Annotated in this window: 18 protein-coding genes; 12 read left to right on the top strand and 6 right to left on the bottom strand. The window is 57.0% G+C overall.

What is annotated here, in order from left to right:
* Positions 1-193: 193 nt before the first annotated feature.
* From BN4275_RS03485 to BN4275_RS03470, 4 genes are all read right to left on the bottom strand, one after another.
* Positions 194-1,843 (bottom strand): S1C family serine protease, encoded by a 1,650-nt coding sequence (locus tag BN4275_RS03485; RefSeq protein ID WP_066453948.1) that lies wholly within the window; start codon positions 1,841-1,843, stop codon positions 194-196.
* A gap of 144 nt (positions 1,844-1,987) precedes the next feature.
* Positions 1,988-3,442: a sensor histidine kinase gene (locus BN4275_RS03480; protein ID WP_066453945.1), complete on the bottom strand. Its 1,455-nt coding sequence runs from the start codon at positions 3,440-3,442 to the stop codon at positions 1,988-1,990.
* An 81-nt stretch (positions 3,443-3,523) separates the two neighbouring features.
* Entirely contained in the window at positions 3,524-4,219 is a 696-nt protein-coding gene (locus BN4275_RS03475) for a response regulator transcription factor (protein WP_066453942.1), read from the bottom strand.
* 145 nt (positions 4,220-4,364) lie between these two features.
* On the bottom strand, positions 4,365-4,586 hold the full coding sequence (locus BN4275_RS03470) for a hypothetical protein (protein WP_066453939.1): 222 nt from the start codon (positions 4,584-4,586) through the stop codon (positions 4,365-4,367).
* Between the two features lie 111 nt (positions 4,587-4,697).
* Here BN4275_RS03470 and BN4275_RS03465 point away from each other — a divergent pair, with 111 nt between their 5' ends.
* The 7 genes from BN4275_RS03465 (at position 4,698) to BN4275_RS03435 (ending at position 9,556) form a co-directional block, all read left to right on the top strand.
* On the top strand, positions 4,698-4,955 hold the full coding sequence (locus BN4275_RS03465; RefSeq protein WP_066453935.1) for a helix-turn-helix domain-containing protein: 258 nt from the start codon (positions 4,698-4,700) through the stop codon (positions 4,953-4,955).
* 89 nt (positions 4,956-5,044) lie between these two features.
* The gene (gene ychF / locus BN4275_RS03460) at positions 5,045-6,142 is read left to right on the top strand and encodes a redox-regulated ATPase YchF (RefSeq protein WP_066453930.1); all 1,098 of its coding nucleotides are present in this window, start codon (positions 5,045-5,047) and stop codon (positions 6,140-6,142) included.
* A complete protein-coding gene (locus tag BN4275_RS03455) occupies positions 6,142-6,684 on the top strand; it encodes a hypothetical protein (RefSeq protein ID WP_066453928.1) in 543 nt (180 codons plus the stop codon). The genes ychF and BN4275_RS03455 overlap by 1 nt, the downstream gene beginning before the upstream one ends.
* Positions 6,685-7,024: 340 nt before the next feature.
* A complete protein-coding gene (locus BN4275_RS03450; protein ID WP_066453919.1) occupies positions 7,025-7,222 on the top strand; it encodes a hypothetical protein in 198 nt (65 codons plus the stop codon).
* Positions 7,200-7,559, top strand: a complete 360-nt coding sequence (locus tag BN4275_RS17785) for an RNA polymerase sigma factor (RefSeq protein ID WP_341423398.1) — start codon at positions 7,200-7,202, stop codon at positions 7,557-7,559. The genes BN4275_RS03450 and BN4275_RS17785 overlap by 23 nt, the downstream gene beginning before the upstream one ends.
* A 138-nt stretch (positions 7,560-7,697) precedes the next feature.
* Positions 7,698-8,858 carry an isocitrate/isopropylmalate family dehydrogenase gene (locus BN4275_RS03440; RefSeq protein WP_066453915.1) on the top strand — a complete coding sequence of 387 codons (1,161 nt, stop codon included), beginning with the start codon at positions 7,698-7,700 and terminating at the stop codon, positions 8,856-8,858.
* Between the two features lie 47 nt (positions 8,859-8,905).
* Positions 8,906-9,556 carry a redox-sensing transcriptional repressor Rex gene (locus tag BN4275_RS03435; RefSeq protein ID WP_066453912.1) on the top strand — a complete coding sequence of 217 codons (651 nt, stop codon included), beginning with the start codon at positions 8,906-8,908 and terminating at the stop codon, positions 9,554-9,556.
* A gap of 45 nt (positions 9,557-9,601) precedes the next feature.
* On the opposite strand, the gene BN4275_RS03430 is transcribed toward BN4275_RS03435, so the two are convergent.
* Both BN4275_RS03430 and rsmA read right to left on the bottom strand, forming a co-directional pair.
* Positions 9,602-10,300, bottom strand: a complete 699-nt coding sequence (locus BN4275_RS03430; protein WP_066453909.1) for a hypothetical protein — start codon at positions 10,298-10,300, stop codon at positions 9,602-9,604.
* Entirely contained in the window at positions 10,297-11,160 is an 864-nt protein-coding gene (rsmA, locus tag BN4275_RS03425; RefSeq protein ID WP_066454967.1) for a 16S rRNA (adenine(1518)-N(6)/adenine(1519)-N(6))-dimethyltransferase RsmA, read from the bottom strand. The genes BN4275_RS03430 and rsmA overlap by 4 nt, the downstream gene beginning before the upstream one ends.
* Before the next feature lie 131 nt (positions 11,161-11,291).
* Here rsmA and BN4275_RS03420 point away from each other — a divergent pair, with 131 nt between their 5' ends.
* From BN4275_RS03420 to BN4275_RS03400, 5 genes are all read left to right on the top strand, one after another.
* A complete protein-coding gene (locus BN4275_RS03420) occupies positions 11,292-11,783 on the top strand; it encodes a deoxycytidylate deaminase (RefSeq protein WP_066453902.1) in 492 nt (163 codons plus the stop codon).
* Positions 11,784-11,811: 28 nt separating this feature from the next.
* On the top strand, positions 11,812-12,867 hold the full coding sequence (locus BN4275_RS03415; protein WP_278276512.1) for an FAD-binding protein: 1,056 nt from the start codon (positions 11,812-11,814) through the stop codon (positions 12,865-12,867).
* A gap of 205 nt (positions 12,868-13,072) precedes the next feature.
* Entirely contained in the window at positions 13,073-13,807 is a 735-nt protein-coding gene (locus BN4275_RS03410; protein WP_079988087.1) for a ClpP family protease, read from the top strand.
* 1 nt (position 13,808) lies between these two features.
* Entirely contained in the window at positions 13,809-14,006 is a 198-nt protein-coding gene (locus BN4275_RS03405) for a YlzJ-like family protein (RefSeq protein ID WP_066453891.1), read from the top strand.
* Positions 14,007-14,029: 23 nt separating this feature from the next.
* Complete coding sequence (locus BN4275_RS03400; protein ID WP_066453887.1) at positions 14,030-14,905, top strand: undecaprenyl-diphosphate phosphatase; 876 nt, start codon at positions 14,030-14,032, stop codon at positions 14,903-14,905.
* The last annotated feature ends 15 nt before the right edge of the window (positions 14,906-14,920 follow it).

The following is a 14,920-nucleotide window of genomic DNA, read 5'->3' as shown; positions in this document are numbered from 1 at the left end:
GTATTCGTCCAATATTTACGTTATCAGTATACTACAAATTTGTAAACAAATTATGATAAACCCCATCTTTTTTTCAGTTTTCCCAAAAGAAAAAACGCCCGCATCGCGGCGCCTCCTTATTCCCGGTCCGGCCTTTCATAAAAAATGCGCGGAAAAGGCGTATTCGCCCTTCCCGCGCACCGTTCATCTGTTATCAGCCGAAGAAATCCCGGAAGAAATCCTCAAATTCATCGGTGTTCGGATTCTGCCCGTAGCCGGAGTTTCCGTCATTGCCCGGGTACTGGCCGTATCCCGGATTCTGCTGGGTGTTGTCCTGCGGATTCTGGGTCGAAACGGCGTCCCCCATATCCTCCATCAGCGTGACGGTGATGTTGAAGAAACGGCCCGATTCGTTCCTGCGTGTGGACGGACGGTAAACCTCCAGATCCACCGTGTCGCCGGGTTTTTTGCCTTCCAGCGCATCGGTCAGCGCCTGGAAGCCGTCCAGATCATTGCCATCCGCCTTGGTGATGATGTCGCCCGGGATGACGCCCTTCTTCGAGATATCGGAGTCCGCCTCGGTGGACTGCACCAGCAGGCCGGTCGGCCAGCCGTTGAGGCGCCCAAGCACCTCATCGACCGCGCTTGCGGTGATGCCGAGACGCACGCGCCCGGTGACGCGCCCGTAGTTGATCAGGTCGTCCACGATCGGTTTCGCAACCGCAGACGGGATGGCAAAGCCCATGCCTTCCGCGCCGGTTGCAATGACTTTGGCAGAGTTGATGCCGATGATCTGGCCATATTCATTGACCAGCGCGCCGCCGGAGTTGCCGGGATTGATGGCAGCGTCGGTCTGGATAAGGCTCTGATAGGTGGTCGCGGTGCCGTTGCCGCCCGAAGCGGTCAGCGAGCGGTTCAGACCGGAAACAATGCCCTGGGTGACGCTGCCCGCGAATTCCATCGACTGGGGGTTGCCGATCGCAATGACCGTCTCACCGACTTTGATCTGGTCGGAATTGCCGAAATCCGCCGCGCTCAGGCCGGTCGCGTCAACCTTCACAACCGCAAGGTCGGTTTTGGTATCAATACCAACCACACGGCCTTCATATTTGGTTTCGCCGTCATGCAGCGTCACAGTGATACCCTGCGCGCCTTCCACGACGTGCGCGTTGGTCACGATGTAGCCGTCCTCGCGCATGATGATCCCGCTGCCCATGCCTTCGGCCTGATAACCGCTGTAACCGGTATTCGCATAGGTGGTGATCGCCACGATCGACGGCGCGACCTTCTCGACAATCTGTTCGGTCGAAAGTTTGCCATCCGCGGAAGGGGCGTCGTTCACAGCTGGTTTGTCCTGCAGGGTGATGCCGGGCAGGTTGCTTGCCGGGACGTTCACAGTCGGTTCGCTCGCGGAGGGTTCGGTCTCTTGCGGCGCCCGCGCGAAGGTGCTGTAGATGCCCACGCCCGCAAAGGACACGAGCGATACGACCAGCACCGAGCACATGATGACCGAAAAGACCATCAGGCCCTTGTTTTTGCGCTTGGGTTTGGCGGCGTGGGCCTTGTCATAGTCCGCCATGTTCCACTGGTAGGGTTCCTTGCGCGAGCCGTTCGTATTCGGCTGCTGCCAGCCGCCCGACGCGGAATACTGCTGCGGAGCCTTTTCTTCCTGGCGCGGCGGCTCCTGGTGGTGCGCCTGCTGCGCGTAATAGGGCGGCCGGTAGGCGTCACCATTGTTGTTTGACTGCGGCGGCACGTTCCAGACATTTGGGGAAGCGCCTTCGGAATGCTGCGCGCCGTCCGGCGCGTCCGTATGTTGGTTGTTTTCAAAGTTTTGCGGTTCGTTCGGGTTATAGTCACTCATATATCGTCATCCTTTTCCAAGTTTTACTGTGACATGCCTTTTCTTGTTTCTGTGATCTTAGTATATCGAATAAATGTTACAATAAAATAGATGATATTTGAAAGAAAATATGAAATTCCTTCGTGATTATTTGAACGGTTTATGTCAATTTTTCTGCGCGGACTTTTTTCCCTTCTCATGCGGCTTGGGGATGGAAAAGACAAATTCACAGTACTCTCCTTCGACCGACCGCACAACAATGTCGCCGCCGTGCAGGTTGATGATCGAACGCACGATGTGCAGCCCAAGCCCGGCGCCGCCCTTATCGCGGCTGCGGGATTTGTCGGTTTTATAGAAGCGGTCGAAAACGTGTGGGATCTCATCCTTCGAGATACCTTCGCCCGAATTACGGATGCCGACATAGGTATAGGTGTCGTCCTCCGTATAGTTCACCTCGATATATCCGCCCTCGTTTGCAAACTTCACGGCGTTTTCAATAAGGTTATAAACCACTTGGTGGATGAGGTCCGGGTCGGCTTCGACCATGACCTTGCCGCCGTCCAGCCCGCGCACCTCAATATTCTTCGCTTCGAGCGGCTGCTCGAAGGTAAAGACCGTCTTGATGACCGTGTCGTTGACGTCGAAAAGATCCGGATTGATCTCGAGTTCCCCCGCCTCGATGCGCGCGATGTTGAGCATCGAACGCACCAGCCGTGAAAGCCGCTTGATTTCATCCGAGACGATCTTGAGGTAATGATCCCGTTTTTCCTCCGGGATGGTTCCGTCAAGGATGCCGTCGATGAACCCTCCGATGGTGGTCATCGGGGTGCGCAGCTCATGCGAGACGTTCGCGGTGAAGGAGCGGCGCGCCACCTCAGTGGTGGCAAGCGAGGAGGCCATGTTGTTGAAGGAGATAGCCAGCTGCCCGATCTCATCGTAACTTTCCACCGGCACCCGCATGGTGAAATCCCCTTTGGAGAAAGCCTGCGTGGCTGTAACCATCTTGCGCAGCGGACGCACCAGGTCGGCCGTGATGAAATAGACCGCCGCGAACGCCAGGATCAGCACCGCGAGCGACGAGATGATGAACATTTTGAGGATTTCAGTCAGAAAGACGTGCAGCGCGCTGGCGGAGGCCGAAACAAAAATCACCGCGGCCGGGATGCCGTCGCCGGTTTTGACCGGGACGCCCACCGTGTAGTGCCCTTCGGCATAGAGCCCTTCCATCTTTCCGAGCTCCTTATAGCCGCCGTTTTCAAAGGTTTGATTGATGATTTCCGGCGGGATGCGCCCATTCGAGCGCTCGGTGCCCGAACCTTCCGCATAGAGCAGGATCTCCCCCTCGGTATTGGAAAGGTAGATGTCCGCTTCGATGGCGCCCGCTAAAATGGTGTACATCGGCAGCACGATCTGCGGGCTGACCGCCTGGTAATTGTTGTTGCGGAAATTGTTGTAGGTGAGCGACGCGGCCTGGCCGGCGTTGTGCTCGAGCAGTTTATAGCGGTCCTGCTTAAAATACTGCGACGCGAACGCCAGCAGCACCGCCCCCAGGATGGTGAGCGAAAGCAGGATGATCGCCGCGATGGTGATGAAGTGTTTGCTGAAAAGCGTTTTTTGCAAGGCGCACCGGCCCCTTTCCTATCAATAACGGCCACACGGAAAAACGGGCCGGGCAGAACCCGGCCCGCGGCCTAAATTTCCTCAGGATTCCTTGACTTCAAACTTGTAGCCCACGCCCCAGACGGTTTTGAGCGTCCACTGATCGGACACGCCCTCCAGCTTTTCGCGCAGGCGCTTGATGTGCACGTCAACCGTGCGGCTGTCGCCGTAATATTCAAAGCCCCACACCTCGTCGAGCAGCTGGTCGCGGGTGTAGACGCGGTTCGGGTTGCTCGCCAGGTGGTAAAGGAGCTCCAGCTCCTTGGGCGGCGTATCGACCACCTTGCCGTCCACCTTGAGCTCATACTTGGTCATATTGACCACCAGTTTATCATAGCTGACTTCCTTGACGTCCGCCTCGGAGGCCGACTTCCCGGTGCGCCGCATGATCGCCTTGATGCGCGCGACGATCTCCTTCGGGTCGAAGGGCTTGACCACATAATCGTCCGAGCCAAGCTCCAAACCGAGCACCTTATCAAAAGTTTCGCCCTTTGCGGTGATCATGATGATCGGCACGTTTGATTTTTTGCGGATTTCACGGCAGACCTGCCATCCGTCGAGCTTGGGCATCATGATATCGAGCAGAATCAGGTCGGGGGCTTCCGACGAGAACTTCGCAAGCGCTTCCTCGCCGTCATTGGCAATCGCCAGCGCGTAGCCCTCCTTTTCGAGGTACAGACGCAGCAGCTCACAGATGTTGCGGTCGTCATCGCAGATCAGGATCTTTCCCATGGACATATTCATAACCCCCGTTATCTTCTCAAATACATATGGACAGATTCTATCATATATAGTATCACAATTATACAATAAAGTCATGCGGAATGGTGAATATTTTTTGAATATCCCTTGTCCGAATTCCAAATTATGCCGCGCGTCCTGTTCACAGCCTTTTTGCGGGGGCAAAGAACGGCAGTTCATTTTCATATACTGTCAGGAATACGGTAAAGACTGTGCTGAAGTCCGGATTCTGTTTGGCCTTTTGGAGCAGCATTTCGAACGCCTCCATAACCTCATCGCCTGCGAAGGCCTTCCCGCGCGCCCGGCAGATGGCAAACCAGGTGTCTTTGTTTTGGGCGATCCATTCGATTGTTTCGTGATTCATCTTAATATCTCCACATCTCCTTATTTTGCTCAGTATATTGAGCCTTTTTGTGTCCAGTATAACATATACTAAAGCAAAAATGCACGTTATATTGAGCAAAAGGAGTTGCTAATGGACAGACTAACCGCCGACATGAACATGGGAAGTAACCTGCGCCTCCTTCGGAAAAAGCACAAGTATACACAGGACCGCCTTGTTGCCCGCTTGGGTATTTTCGGCGTATCCACTACGCGCAGTTTGTATTCCCGCTACGAAACAGGGGAACTTAATATTCCGGTGCGTCTCCTCGTCGCCTTACACATGATCTATGGTTGTAGTTATGATGCGTTTTTTGAAGGACTCGAATTGGAGAATACGGATACTTTGTAAGGACTGCCGATCCGGCTTGCCAAATATCGGCCGCTGTGGTATCATGAAAAACTGGAGTAATTTGTAAAACGCTTGAAGGAGTTATCGATATGAAGCTAGGTATCGTCGGGCTGCCGAACGTCGGCAAATCGACCCTTTTTAACGCCATCACCAACGCGGGCGCGCAGTCCGCGAACTACCCGTTCTGCACCATCGAGCCGAACGTCGGCATGGTTGCCGTGCCGGACGAGCGGCTCGACGTGCTCGCAAAGATGTATGATCCGGACAAATACACCCCTGCCGTCATCGAATTCGTCGATATCGCGGGGCTGGTGCGCGGCGCGTCGAAGGGCGAAGGGCTCGGCAACAAATTCCTTTCCCACATCCGGGAGGTCGACGCGATCGTGCATGTTGTGCGCTGCTTCGAAGATGGGGAAATTGTTCACGTCGACGGCGAAATCGGCCCCAGGCGCGACATCGAAACGATCAACCTCGAACTGATCTTTTCAGACATCGACATCGTCGAGCGCAAGATCGACCGCTCGCTCAAGGCGGCAAAAGGCGGCGACAAGACGCTCGCCGCGCAGGCCGACATCTTAAAACGTCTCAAGGAACATCTGGAAGAGGGCAAATCCGCCCGTTCTTTTATCTGCGACCCGGATGAACGCGAAGCGCTCGCGGACATGCCGCTGCTTTCCGATAAGCCGGTCATCTACGCCGCAAACATGAGTGAAAATGACTTTATAAATGGTATCGAAGAAAACCGCTTCTACAAAGAAGTTCAGGAAATCGCCGCCGGGGAACAATCCGAAGTGCTGCCCATCTGCGCACGGATTGAGGAGGAAATCGCGGACATGACCCCGGAGGACAAACTGATGTTCCTTGAGGAAATGGGCCTGCACGAGTCCGGACTTGACCGGCTCATCAAAAAAAGCTATTCCCTGCTGGGGCTCATCTCCTTCCTGACCGCCGGCAAACAGGAGGTTCGCGCCTGGACGATCAAGAAGGGCACCAAAGCCCCGCAGGCCGCCGGAAAGATTCACACCGACTTTGAGAAAGGGTTCATCCGCGCCGAAGTTGTCGCTTATGACGACCTCATTGCCTGCGGTTCAATGGCAGCCGCCAAGGAGAAGGGGCTCATCCGTTCGGAAGGCAAGGAATATGTCTTTCAGGACGGCGATGTGGTGCTGTTTAGGTTTAACGTCTGATGAAACGCTTTTGGATCATTCCGCTCGCGCTGTTCGCCGCCGGGATCGGTATCGGGCTTTTGTACTCCGCGGTGCGGCCCGTGCCACGGGAGAAGGCGTTCTTCCTTCCCGAAGCGCAGAACGACAAGGTCTTTTCGGTGATCGGGTTCGGCAGCTCCGAAGCCCCTGTGACGAGCGTTACAGCGCGTCCTGAACAGGATTCCTACCCCGTCGGGACCGAAAGTATCAGCCTCGTTGTTTTAAATAACGCTTCCGACACGCTGCTCTACACCTCATGGTTCGATTTCCGCAAAGTGGACGGCGGCGAAGTTTTGCCGCTCACCCCGCGCGACGGCGCGATGGTAAACCCGGACAGCGTTTCCGCCTCCTTCCCACTCGCACCGGGCGAAACGGCAACCATCCCGATCCCCATCGATATTTTCGACGAGCCGCTTTCGCCGGGCATCTACCGCGTGTCTCAACTTGCCTGCTTCATCGATCCGCACGGCGAAGCGCTCGCCTGCACCGAAATCACGGCCGATTTTACCATTTCAGCAAACTGACCCCCATACGAACCAAATCCCGCCGGCAATGCCGGCGGGATTTTTTGATCGGCTTGTCCCTGTTGCGCGCAGCGCATTTTCGCACTGGGTGCGAAAATATGTCCCGCGTGCTTTTTATCACGCGGCACACATCGTCTTGCCTGTGGCAGATTGCGCGTAATCTTTGCCGGGAAGCGGCAACAAAATTGCGCGCACGGGGCCGCGGGGTGTCCCCGCGTGTCCTTCTTTGGGTCCTTTCTTGGACAAGCAAGAAAGGACCATTCCCCCGTTTGACTTCGTTTTTTTCCCATGCTACGTTGGGGTTAGAGGGGAAAAACAAGCGAATCGAAAGGGGAATTGCATGGATCTGACCGCACTTTCAGTGGAATACCGCGCTGCTGCCGAAGCGCTGCAGAAGCGCCTATGCGAGCTGCGCAAGCGTCTGCGCACGGCAGACGGTGAGGAAGCACTCCTTCTGCGGCGCCGGATGGACGCGCTCTATACCGAATTGAGTGATTTAAAGGTGGTGACGGCCTATCTCAAGGACTACTACGCATAGTAAATACCGGCAGGATAAACCGCTTTTCCCCCAGCGGGCCTGGAACGCGCACCTGTCCGACCCGGACAAGGTCGCGTCCGAAACCTACGGCGGCAACGGTGACAACACGCCCGCGCGTGAACGCTACCGGCGGTTTGCCGCCAACGCCATCCGCTTTCTGCCGCCAGGCCAGCGGGAAGCCGTCCGGCTCTATTACCTGGAGGGGATCAAGATGCCTGAGGCCGCCAAAATTCTCGGCGTCAGCCGCTCCACGGTCAGCCGCAGGCTGGCCGCCGCGCGCAAAACCCTGCGGGAGCTCGCCCGTTTTTGTACCGACTCTGGTTTCCTGCCGCCCTGAACCTTCCGTTTTTTCTCCAAACTGCATCTTTGGGCAGCTGGCTTTCAGATTGACAAGACCTGCGCAATGATATAAAATAATGTATAATTATTACTGTGATGTAACTGTATCATGAAATGAATCATAGGAGGACTTGCATTGGATCAGAAAGTACAAGCGGCTGTCGAACATTTTGCCGCGCTGGTAGAGGCCCAGCTTGCGCGCAATGAGCGCATTAAAGCAACTAAGGACTTCGTGGATTACGAACATCTCGATAAGATCGTCATCGGTGTCTGCGGCGGCGACGGCATCGGCCCCATTATCACCAATGAAGCCGCCCGCGTATTAAAGCACCTGCTGGCGGATGAAGTGGCCGCCGGCCGTGTGGAATTTAAGCAGATCGACGGCCTCACCATCGAAAACCGCGCCGCCGTCGGCAAAGCTATCCCGGACGACGTGCTCGCGGAACTCAAAAAATGCCACGTCATCCTCAAAGGCCCCACCACCACCCCGCGAGCGGGCGATCCCTGGCCAAATATCGAATCGGCCAACGTTGCGATGCGCAAGGAGCTTGACCTGTTCGCGAACGTCCGCCCGGTCAAAGTCCCGAGCGAAGGCATCGACTGGACCTTCTTCCGTGAGAATACCGAAGGCGCATACACGCTCGGCTCCTGCGGCGTGAATGTCGACGACGAGGTCGCGTTCGACTTTGTCGTCACCACCACCGAAGGCACCGAACGCATCGCGCGGCTCGCTTTCGACTATGCCAAGAAAAACCACAAAGACCGCGTTTCAATCGTCACCAAGGCCAACATCGTCAAGACGACCGACGGCAAGTTCCTCAAACTCTGCCAGAACATCGCCAAGGAGTATCCGGACATCTCCACCGACGACTGGTATATTGACATCATGACCGCAAAACTGATTGACCAGAAGCGCCGCCGTGATTTCAAGGTATTTGTACTTCCGAACCTCTACGGCGACATCATCACCGATGAAGCCGCCGAGTTCCAGGGCGGCGTCGGTACCGCGGGCAGCGCCAACATCGGCAAACGCTACGCGATGTTTGAGGCGATCCACGGCTCCGCGCCGCGTATGATCAAGGAAGGCCGCGGCAAATATGCCGATCCCTGCTCGATGCTGCGCGCAGCGGTGCTGCTGCTGAGCCACATCGGCTTCCAGGCGCAGGCGGATAAGCTCGACCGTGCGCTGGACGTCTGCATGTACGAGGAGAAAAAGCTCACCATCACCGGCCGCGACACCGGCTGCACCTGCGAGGAATTCGGCAATTATGTCATGGATACCGTAGCGAGCCTCTGATCCGCCCGGCACACAAGGAAATCTACACAGGAAGGGTGTTTGTGTCTATGCCAAAGCATGAGGGCGTTTCACTGTCGGTTATCCGGCGTCTGCCGCGCTACTATCGCTTTTTGGGCGACCTTCTGAAAAAGGATGTCACCCGTATCTCTTCGCGGGAGCTTGCACAGCTCATGCAGCTCACCGCCTCCCAGATCCGACAGGATCTCAACTGCTTCGGCGGATTCGGCCAGCAGGGTTACGGTTACAACGTCGCCGCGCTTTATAAGGAAATCGGGAACATCCTCGGCCTCAATAAACAGGCCGACATCATCCTGATCGGCGCGGGAAATCTCGGCCGCACGCTTGCAAAGCATATGAACTTCGACACCAGCGGTTTTAAGCTCGTGGGGATTTTCGACAACTCCCCCACGGTCATCGGGCAGAAGATCCGGGAACATACCGTGCGGGACACCACCGAACTCGAAGACTTCTGCCGGGAAAATCATCCCCGCGCCGCGATCCTCTGCATCCCGCGCGAGGTGGCTTATGAAACGGCCGAGCGGCTCAAAAACCTCGGCATCAACTGCTTCTGGAACTTCTCCCACTACGATCTGCTGCTTAATTTCGAGAACGTCGTGGTCGAAAACGTGCATCTTGGGGACAGCCTTATGACCCTTTGCTACCGGATGAACCAGTTTTATGCTGACGAGAAATCCTGATTTCAAACCAAAACGGCCCCGCTTCTGAGAAGCGGGGCCGTTTCTCTATTCCTTTTTGTCCTCCGGCAATTGTTTTTCGTCCCAGAAATATTTTGCCACAACGAATCCAACCAACAGGATGAGGATGCAAAAAATATCTGTCATGAAAAGCTCGGCTGTCCCAATCCCGGTGCCCGGCCCGTCCGCCATCCCTGACGCGTACAGTTCGGGAGCGAGGTCGTTCCCATCCGCGTCAAGAAGCCGTAGGCCGCGCCAGAGTCCCTCCGTTTTCGGGTGCTCATAAATATCGACGAAATCCCGTTCGGCAATCTCTCCGGAAAACACCACCTGCGGCGGTTCCTCGTCCACCGTAATGACCTCGTAGGCCACCGCGCGCGGGTCGGCGTTCACGCCGCAGACCGCGACCTTCCGTTTGCCCGAAGCGGTGAAGGGATAGACCTCCACGCCGATCGAATTGCCGTAGCCGGCGCTGACCGGCCGGTAAAGGGTGTTCATCCCCCGGTCGAAAAGCGCGTAGCCCATCATCGGGCCGCCGCCCGGGTCCTTGAAGAGCACGAACAGCCGGTTGCCAGCCTCCTCGGTCCCGGCTATCTCCACCGGCATGCCGGTATATTCCGTGAGCGCCTCGGTCAGCGATTCCGGTTTCGCCGTATAGTGGTAAACCATTGTGTAATACGCCCCGGTCGCGATGAGGGTAACAGCCGCGATCACAATGGACAGGATCCTGCGTTTTGTCAGTTTCATCGTTTCATCTCCTTTGCGGCGCGGGAAAGCGCCGCGAACTGTTCCATCGTGAGCTGCTCGGCGCGTGCCGTGCCCGGCACCCCCGCCGTTTCGAGCAGCGCGGCGGCGTCCGGCTTCGCAAGCGAAAGCCCGCTTGCCAGACAGTTCAGGATCGTTTTACGGCGTTGGGAAAAAGCCGCCTTCACCACCGCGAAGAAAGCCTTTTCATCCCCCACGTCGTATTGCGGCCGCTCCCGGATATCCAGCCGGATGACCGTACTGTCCACGTCGGGCGACGGCATAAACGACCCGCGTGACACCTGAAAGAGCACCTTCGGGACGCTGTAGTACCGCACAGCGATTGTGACCGCGCCAACCTCGCGGGTGGCGGGTTCGGCGCAGAGCCGCTGCGCGGCCTCCTTCTGCACCATCACGGTGATCGATTTGACCGGCAGGCGCTGCTCGAGCAGGCTCATAATGATCGGCGAGGTGATGTAGTACGGCAGATTCGCGCAGACAACCACCTCCATGCCGGAAAACTTTTCCGCGATGAGCGCGTGCAGGTCGACCCGCATCACATCCGCATTCACGATCTCGACGTTTTGGTAGCCCGCGAGCGTTTCCGCGAGCACCGGCAGCAGCCGGGCATCAATTTCGATACAGACGACTTTGTCCGCGCGTTTGGCAAGCTCGGCGGTCAGCACACCGACGCCCGCTCCGATTTCAATAACTCCGACGCCTGCTTTCGCGCCGCCAAGCTCGGCCATGCGCGGGCAGACGGTCGGGTTGACAAGGAAATTCTGCCCGAGCGCTTTACTGAATGTAAAACCGTGGCGCGACAATACGTCTCGTATCACGCCAATATTGGAAAGGTTGTCCATAAAATCCTCCAGGAACTGGATTTGGTTTTGCAGGAAATAAAAAAGGAGCTTGCACAGGCCGCCGCGGTATAGTAGAATAAAATCAATGACCAGCTCCATACCTTTCATCATTATAAAGGAAGTGAAGATAGATGGCAAGACGCGATAAAATAAACTATTATTTGGATATTGCCGAGACGGTCGCCTCGCGCGGCACCTGCCTGCGGCGCAACTTCGGCGCGATCATCGTGAAAAACGACCAGATCGTTTCGACCGGCTATGTCGGCGCGCCGCGCGGGCGGGAAAACTGTTCCGATTTGGGCTACTGCACCCGCTCCAAGCTCAACGTCCCGCGCGGCGAGCGATATGAACTCTGCCGCTCGGTACACGCCGAAATGAACGCGATCATCCACGCCTCCCGCGAGCAGATGCTCGGCGCTACGCTTTACCTGGTCGGCAAGGAATATGACACCGGTGAATATGTCCGCAATGCCTGTCCCTGCTCAATGTGCACCCGCCTCATCATCAACGCTGGCATCTCCACCGTGATCATCCGCGACGACAAGGAGGAATTCCGCGTCATCAACGTGGCGGACGAGTGGGTCGTGCATGACGAATCCCTCAAGGGGCTTTCCAACTATTGAAAAAATACATCATCGGGAGCAGATGCATATGTATGATCTGGCCATCGTAGGGCTCGGCCCTGCGGGCTCCACACTGGCGCGCCTGCTCGGGCCCCGGATGCGCGTCGCGGCGATCGACCGCAAGGATTCGCCGGAGAACGGCTTTCGCAAGCCGTGCGGCGGCCTGCTCGCGCCGGACGCGCAGAAGGCGCTTGCCTGTCTCGGCCTCACTCTGCCGCGCGAGCTGATCGTCGACCCGCAGATCTTTTCGGTGCGCACGATCGATCTCGATACCGGTGTCACCCGCTATTACCAGCGTTTTTATGTAAATCTCGACCGCCATCGGTTTGACCTTTGGCTGCGCGGGCTCATCCCGCCGCAGGTCGACCTGTTTACGAATGCTGCCTGCCGCGCGGTGGAAAAAATCCCCGGAGGCTGGCGGGTGCGTTTTTGGCGGGATGGCCGGGAGCAAACCATCGAAGCCGCCCGCCTTGTCGGCGCGGACGGCGCCAATTCGCTGGTGCGGGAGGTTCTCTACCCGCATAAAAAACTGCGCAGCTACGTCTCGATCCAGCAGTGGTTTGCGGACACCCACACCACGCCGTTTTATTCCTGCGTGTTTGATTCCGAAAACACCGACTGCTACTCCTGGGCGCTTTCAAAGGACGGCAGCCTTATATTCGGCGGGGCGTATCCCGCCAAAGGCTGCCGCGAACGGTTTGAGCGTCAGAAGCGCAAACTGGAAAGTGTTGGAATTCATCTGGGCGAACCGAAGCGAACCGAAGCCTGCCGGGTGCTGCGTCCCGCTTCGCCCGGGCAGTTCTGCTGTGGACGCGACAACGCCTTCCTCATCGGGGAGGCGGCCGGATTCATCAGCCCAAGCTCGCTCGAAGGCATCAGCAGCGCGATTTTGAGCGCTGTCATGCTCGCGCGGGTGCTCGCGGCACCGCAGGGCGACCCCAACGGACGTTACCGCGCCGCCACCCTGCGTCTGCGGGCAAAGCTCTCTCTAAAACTGCTCAAATGCCCGTTTATGTATTCCCCGCCGCTGCGCAGGCTCGTGATGAAAAGCGGCCTCAATTCGATCGAGGTCATGGACGGCTGAGCCGCCCGTGGGACCGCGTATGCGGTCCCTTTTTTCGCGCTTGTTCGTTTGACAATCTATCCATGAATGTTATAATGATATTGTATGTTTTGTTGCACGGTCCGCTGTTTTGGCAGGCATAGACCGGTGAAGAACCGGCAAAGATAACCTCGTTACCAATTTGAAGGAGGTTATCGATTTGAAAGCCAGCGAACAGCAAAAATTTATGCAGGACAACGACAATGCGCCCGAAGGCGAAGGCCAGGAGGCCCCGGGGACCCAGGAGGGTCAGGAAAATAACCCAAACCTGTCCGAGCAGACCCAGCAGATCATTGAGACAGGCGGCGTGACCAGCAAAAAGGGCAAGCACGTCATACACTGCCTGACCATCATCGGGCAGATCGAGGGGCATTATATCCTGCCCGCGCAAAACAAAACCACAAAGTACGAGCATGTGATCCCGCAGCTGCTCGCGGTCGAGCAGGACCCAGAGATCGAAGGGCTCGTCATCATCCTCAATACGGTCGGTGGCGACGTCGAAGCGGGGCTCGCAATCGCGGAACTGCTCTCCGGCATGAAGAAGCCGACCGTCTCGCTCGTGCTCGGCGGCGGCCATTCGATTGGCGTGCCGCTCGCGGTGAGCGCCCGCAAGAGCTTCATCGTCCCATCCGCGACCATGACGGTGCATCCGGTGCGGATGAACGGGTTGGTGCTTGGCGTGCCGCAGACCCTCTCATATTTTGACAAGATGCAGGAACGAATCGTCAAATTCGTCACCGACAACTCGAACATCACCGGCGAACGGTTCCGCCAGCTCATGATGAACAAGGACGAGCTCGTGATGGACGTGGGCACCGTGCTCGACGGGCAGTCCGCCGTGGACGAAGGGCTCATCGATTCGCTCGGCGGCGTTTCTGACGTGATCGAAGCACTCTATGCCATGATTGAAGGGAGGGACTGAGATGTTCCTCTATACGATTGTTCCGGCCGAGATGATCCTGGGCGGACAGGACGCGGTGGAATACTCCTACCGCCCGGTGCATAACGCTTATATTGAGGGCGTTTCACAAAACGGAAAATTCACCGTCTCGCGTCTCATCTCGACCAATCCGCGCGACTATCTTGATCCCCGTTATTCCCCCGGGCAGATCCTAAACTGACAAAATAAGGAGCTAAAAGGCTTATGACAATTTTGGAAGCGTTCCTGCAGGGGCTTCTGCAGGGGCTGACCGAATTTCTTCCGGTGTCCAGCTCGGGACACCTTTCCCTGTTCCAGTATTTCACCGGCAACAACAGCGAGAGCGGCTTTCTGTTCTCGATTTTACTGCACGCGGGCACCCTCATCGCGGTGATCATCTGCTTCTGGGGGACGCTCTGGAAGCTGCTGATCGCGCTTGTTACCCTTGTACGCGATCTTCTCACCGGAAAGTTCTCCGCAAAAAACATGTCCTCAGCCCGGCGGATGCTGCTGTTCTTATTCCTGTCGCTGGTGCCGCTTGGGCTGATGCTGCTCTTTAAAGATTTCATTTCCGGATTCTCGACCGACACCGACATCACGGTGGAAGGTTTCTGTTTCCTGCTCACCGGAGCAATGCTGCTCTTCGCGGCAAAGGAGCGCCCCGGCCGCAAAGACGCGCTTACGATGGGCCCCAAGGACGCGCTCTTCATTGGCGCCGCGCAGGTGATTGCCACCATGCCGGGAATCTCCCGCTCCGGCTCGACCATCTCGGCCGGACTGCTCTGCGGACTGGAGCGTTCCTATGCGGTGGCCTATTCGTTCATCCTGGGTATCCCGGCGGTGCTCGGCGCGATCGTCCTCGAGGTGGGCGACGCGGTCCGGGAGGGGTCTTCCCTCTCCGCGCCGGTCATTATTATGGGGCTTTTAAGCTCGGTCATCTTCGGCATCCTGTCGATCAAGCTGGTGCAGTGGGTCGTCAGGGGCAATAAACTCAAATATTTTGGATACTACACCCTTGTGCTCGGCATGGTTGTCCTGACGGTCGGCGCCATTGACCATTTCACCGGCTATGCCGTCCGGGGCTTCTTCCTAGGGGCATAATGCCTTTTTTGCTTT

It is taken from the genome of Anaerotruncus rubiinfantis, assembly GCF_900078395.1.
GTDB lineage: Bacteria > Bacillota > Clostridia > Oscillospirales > Ruminococcaceae > Anaerotruncus > Anaerotruncus rubiinfantis.
Note: the sequence above shows the minus strand (reverse complement) of the source record. Positions and strands in the feature narration are given on the sequence as shown.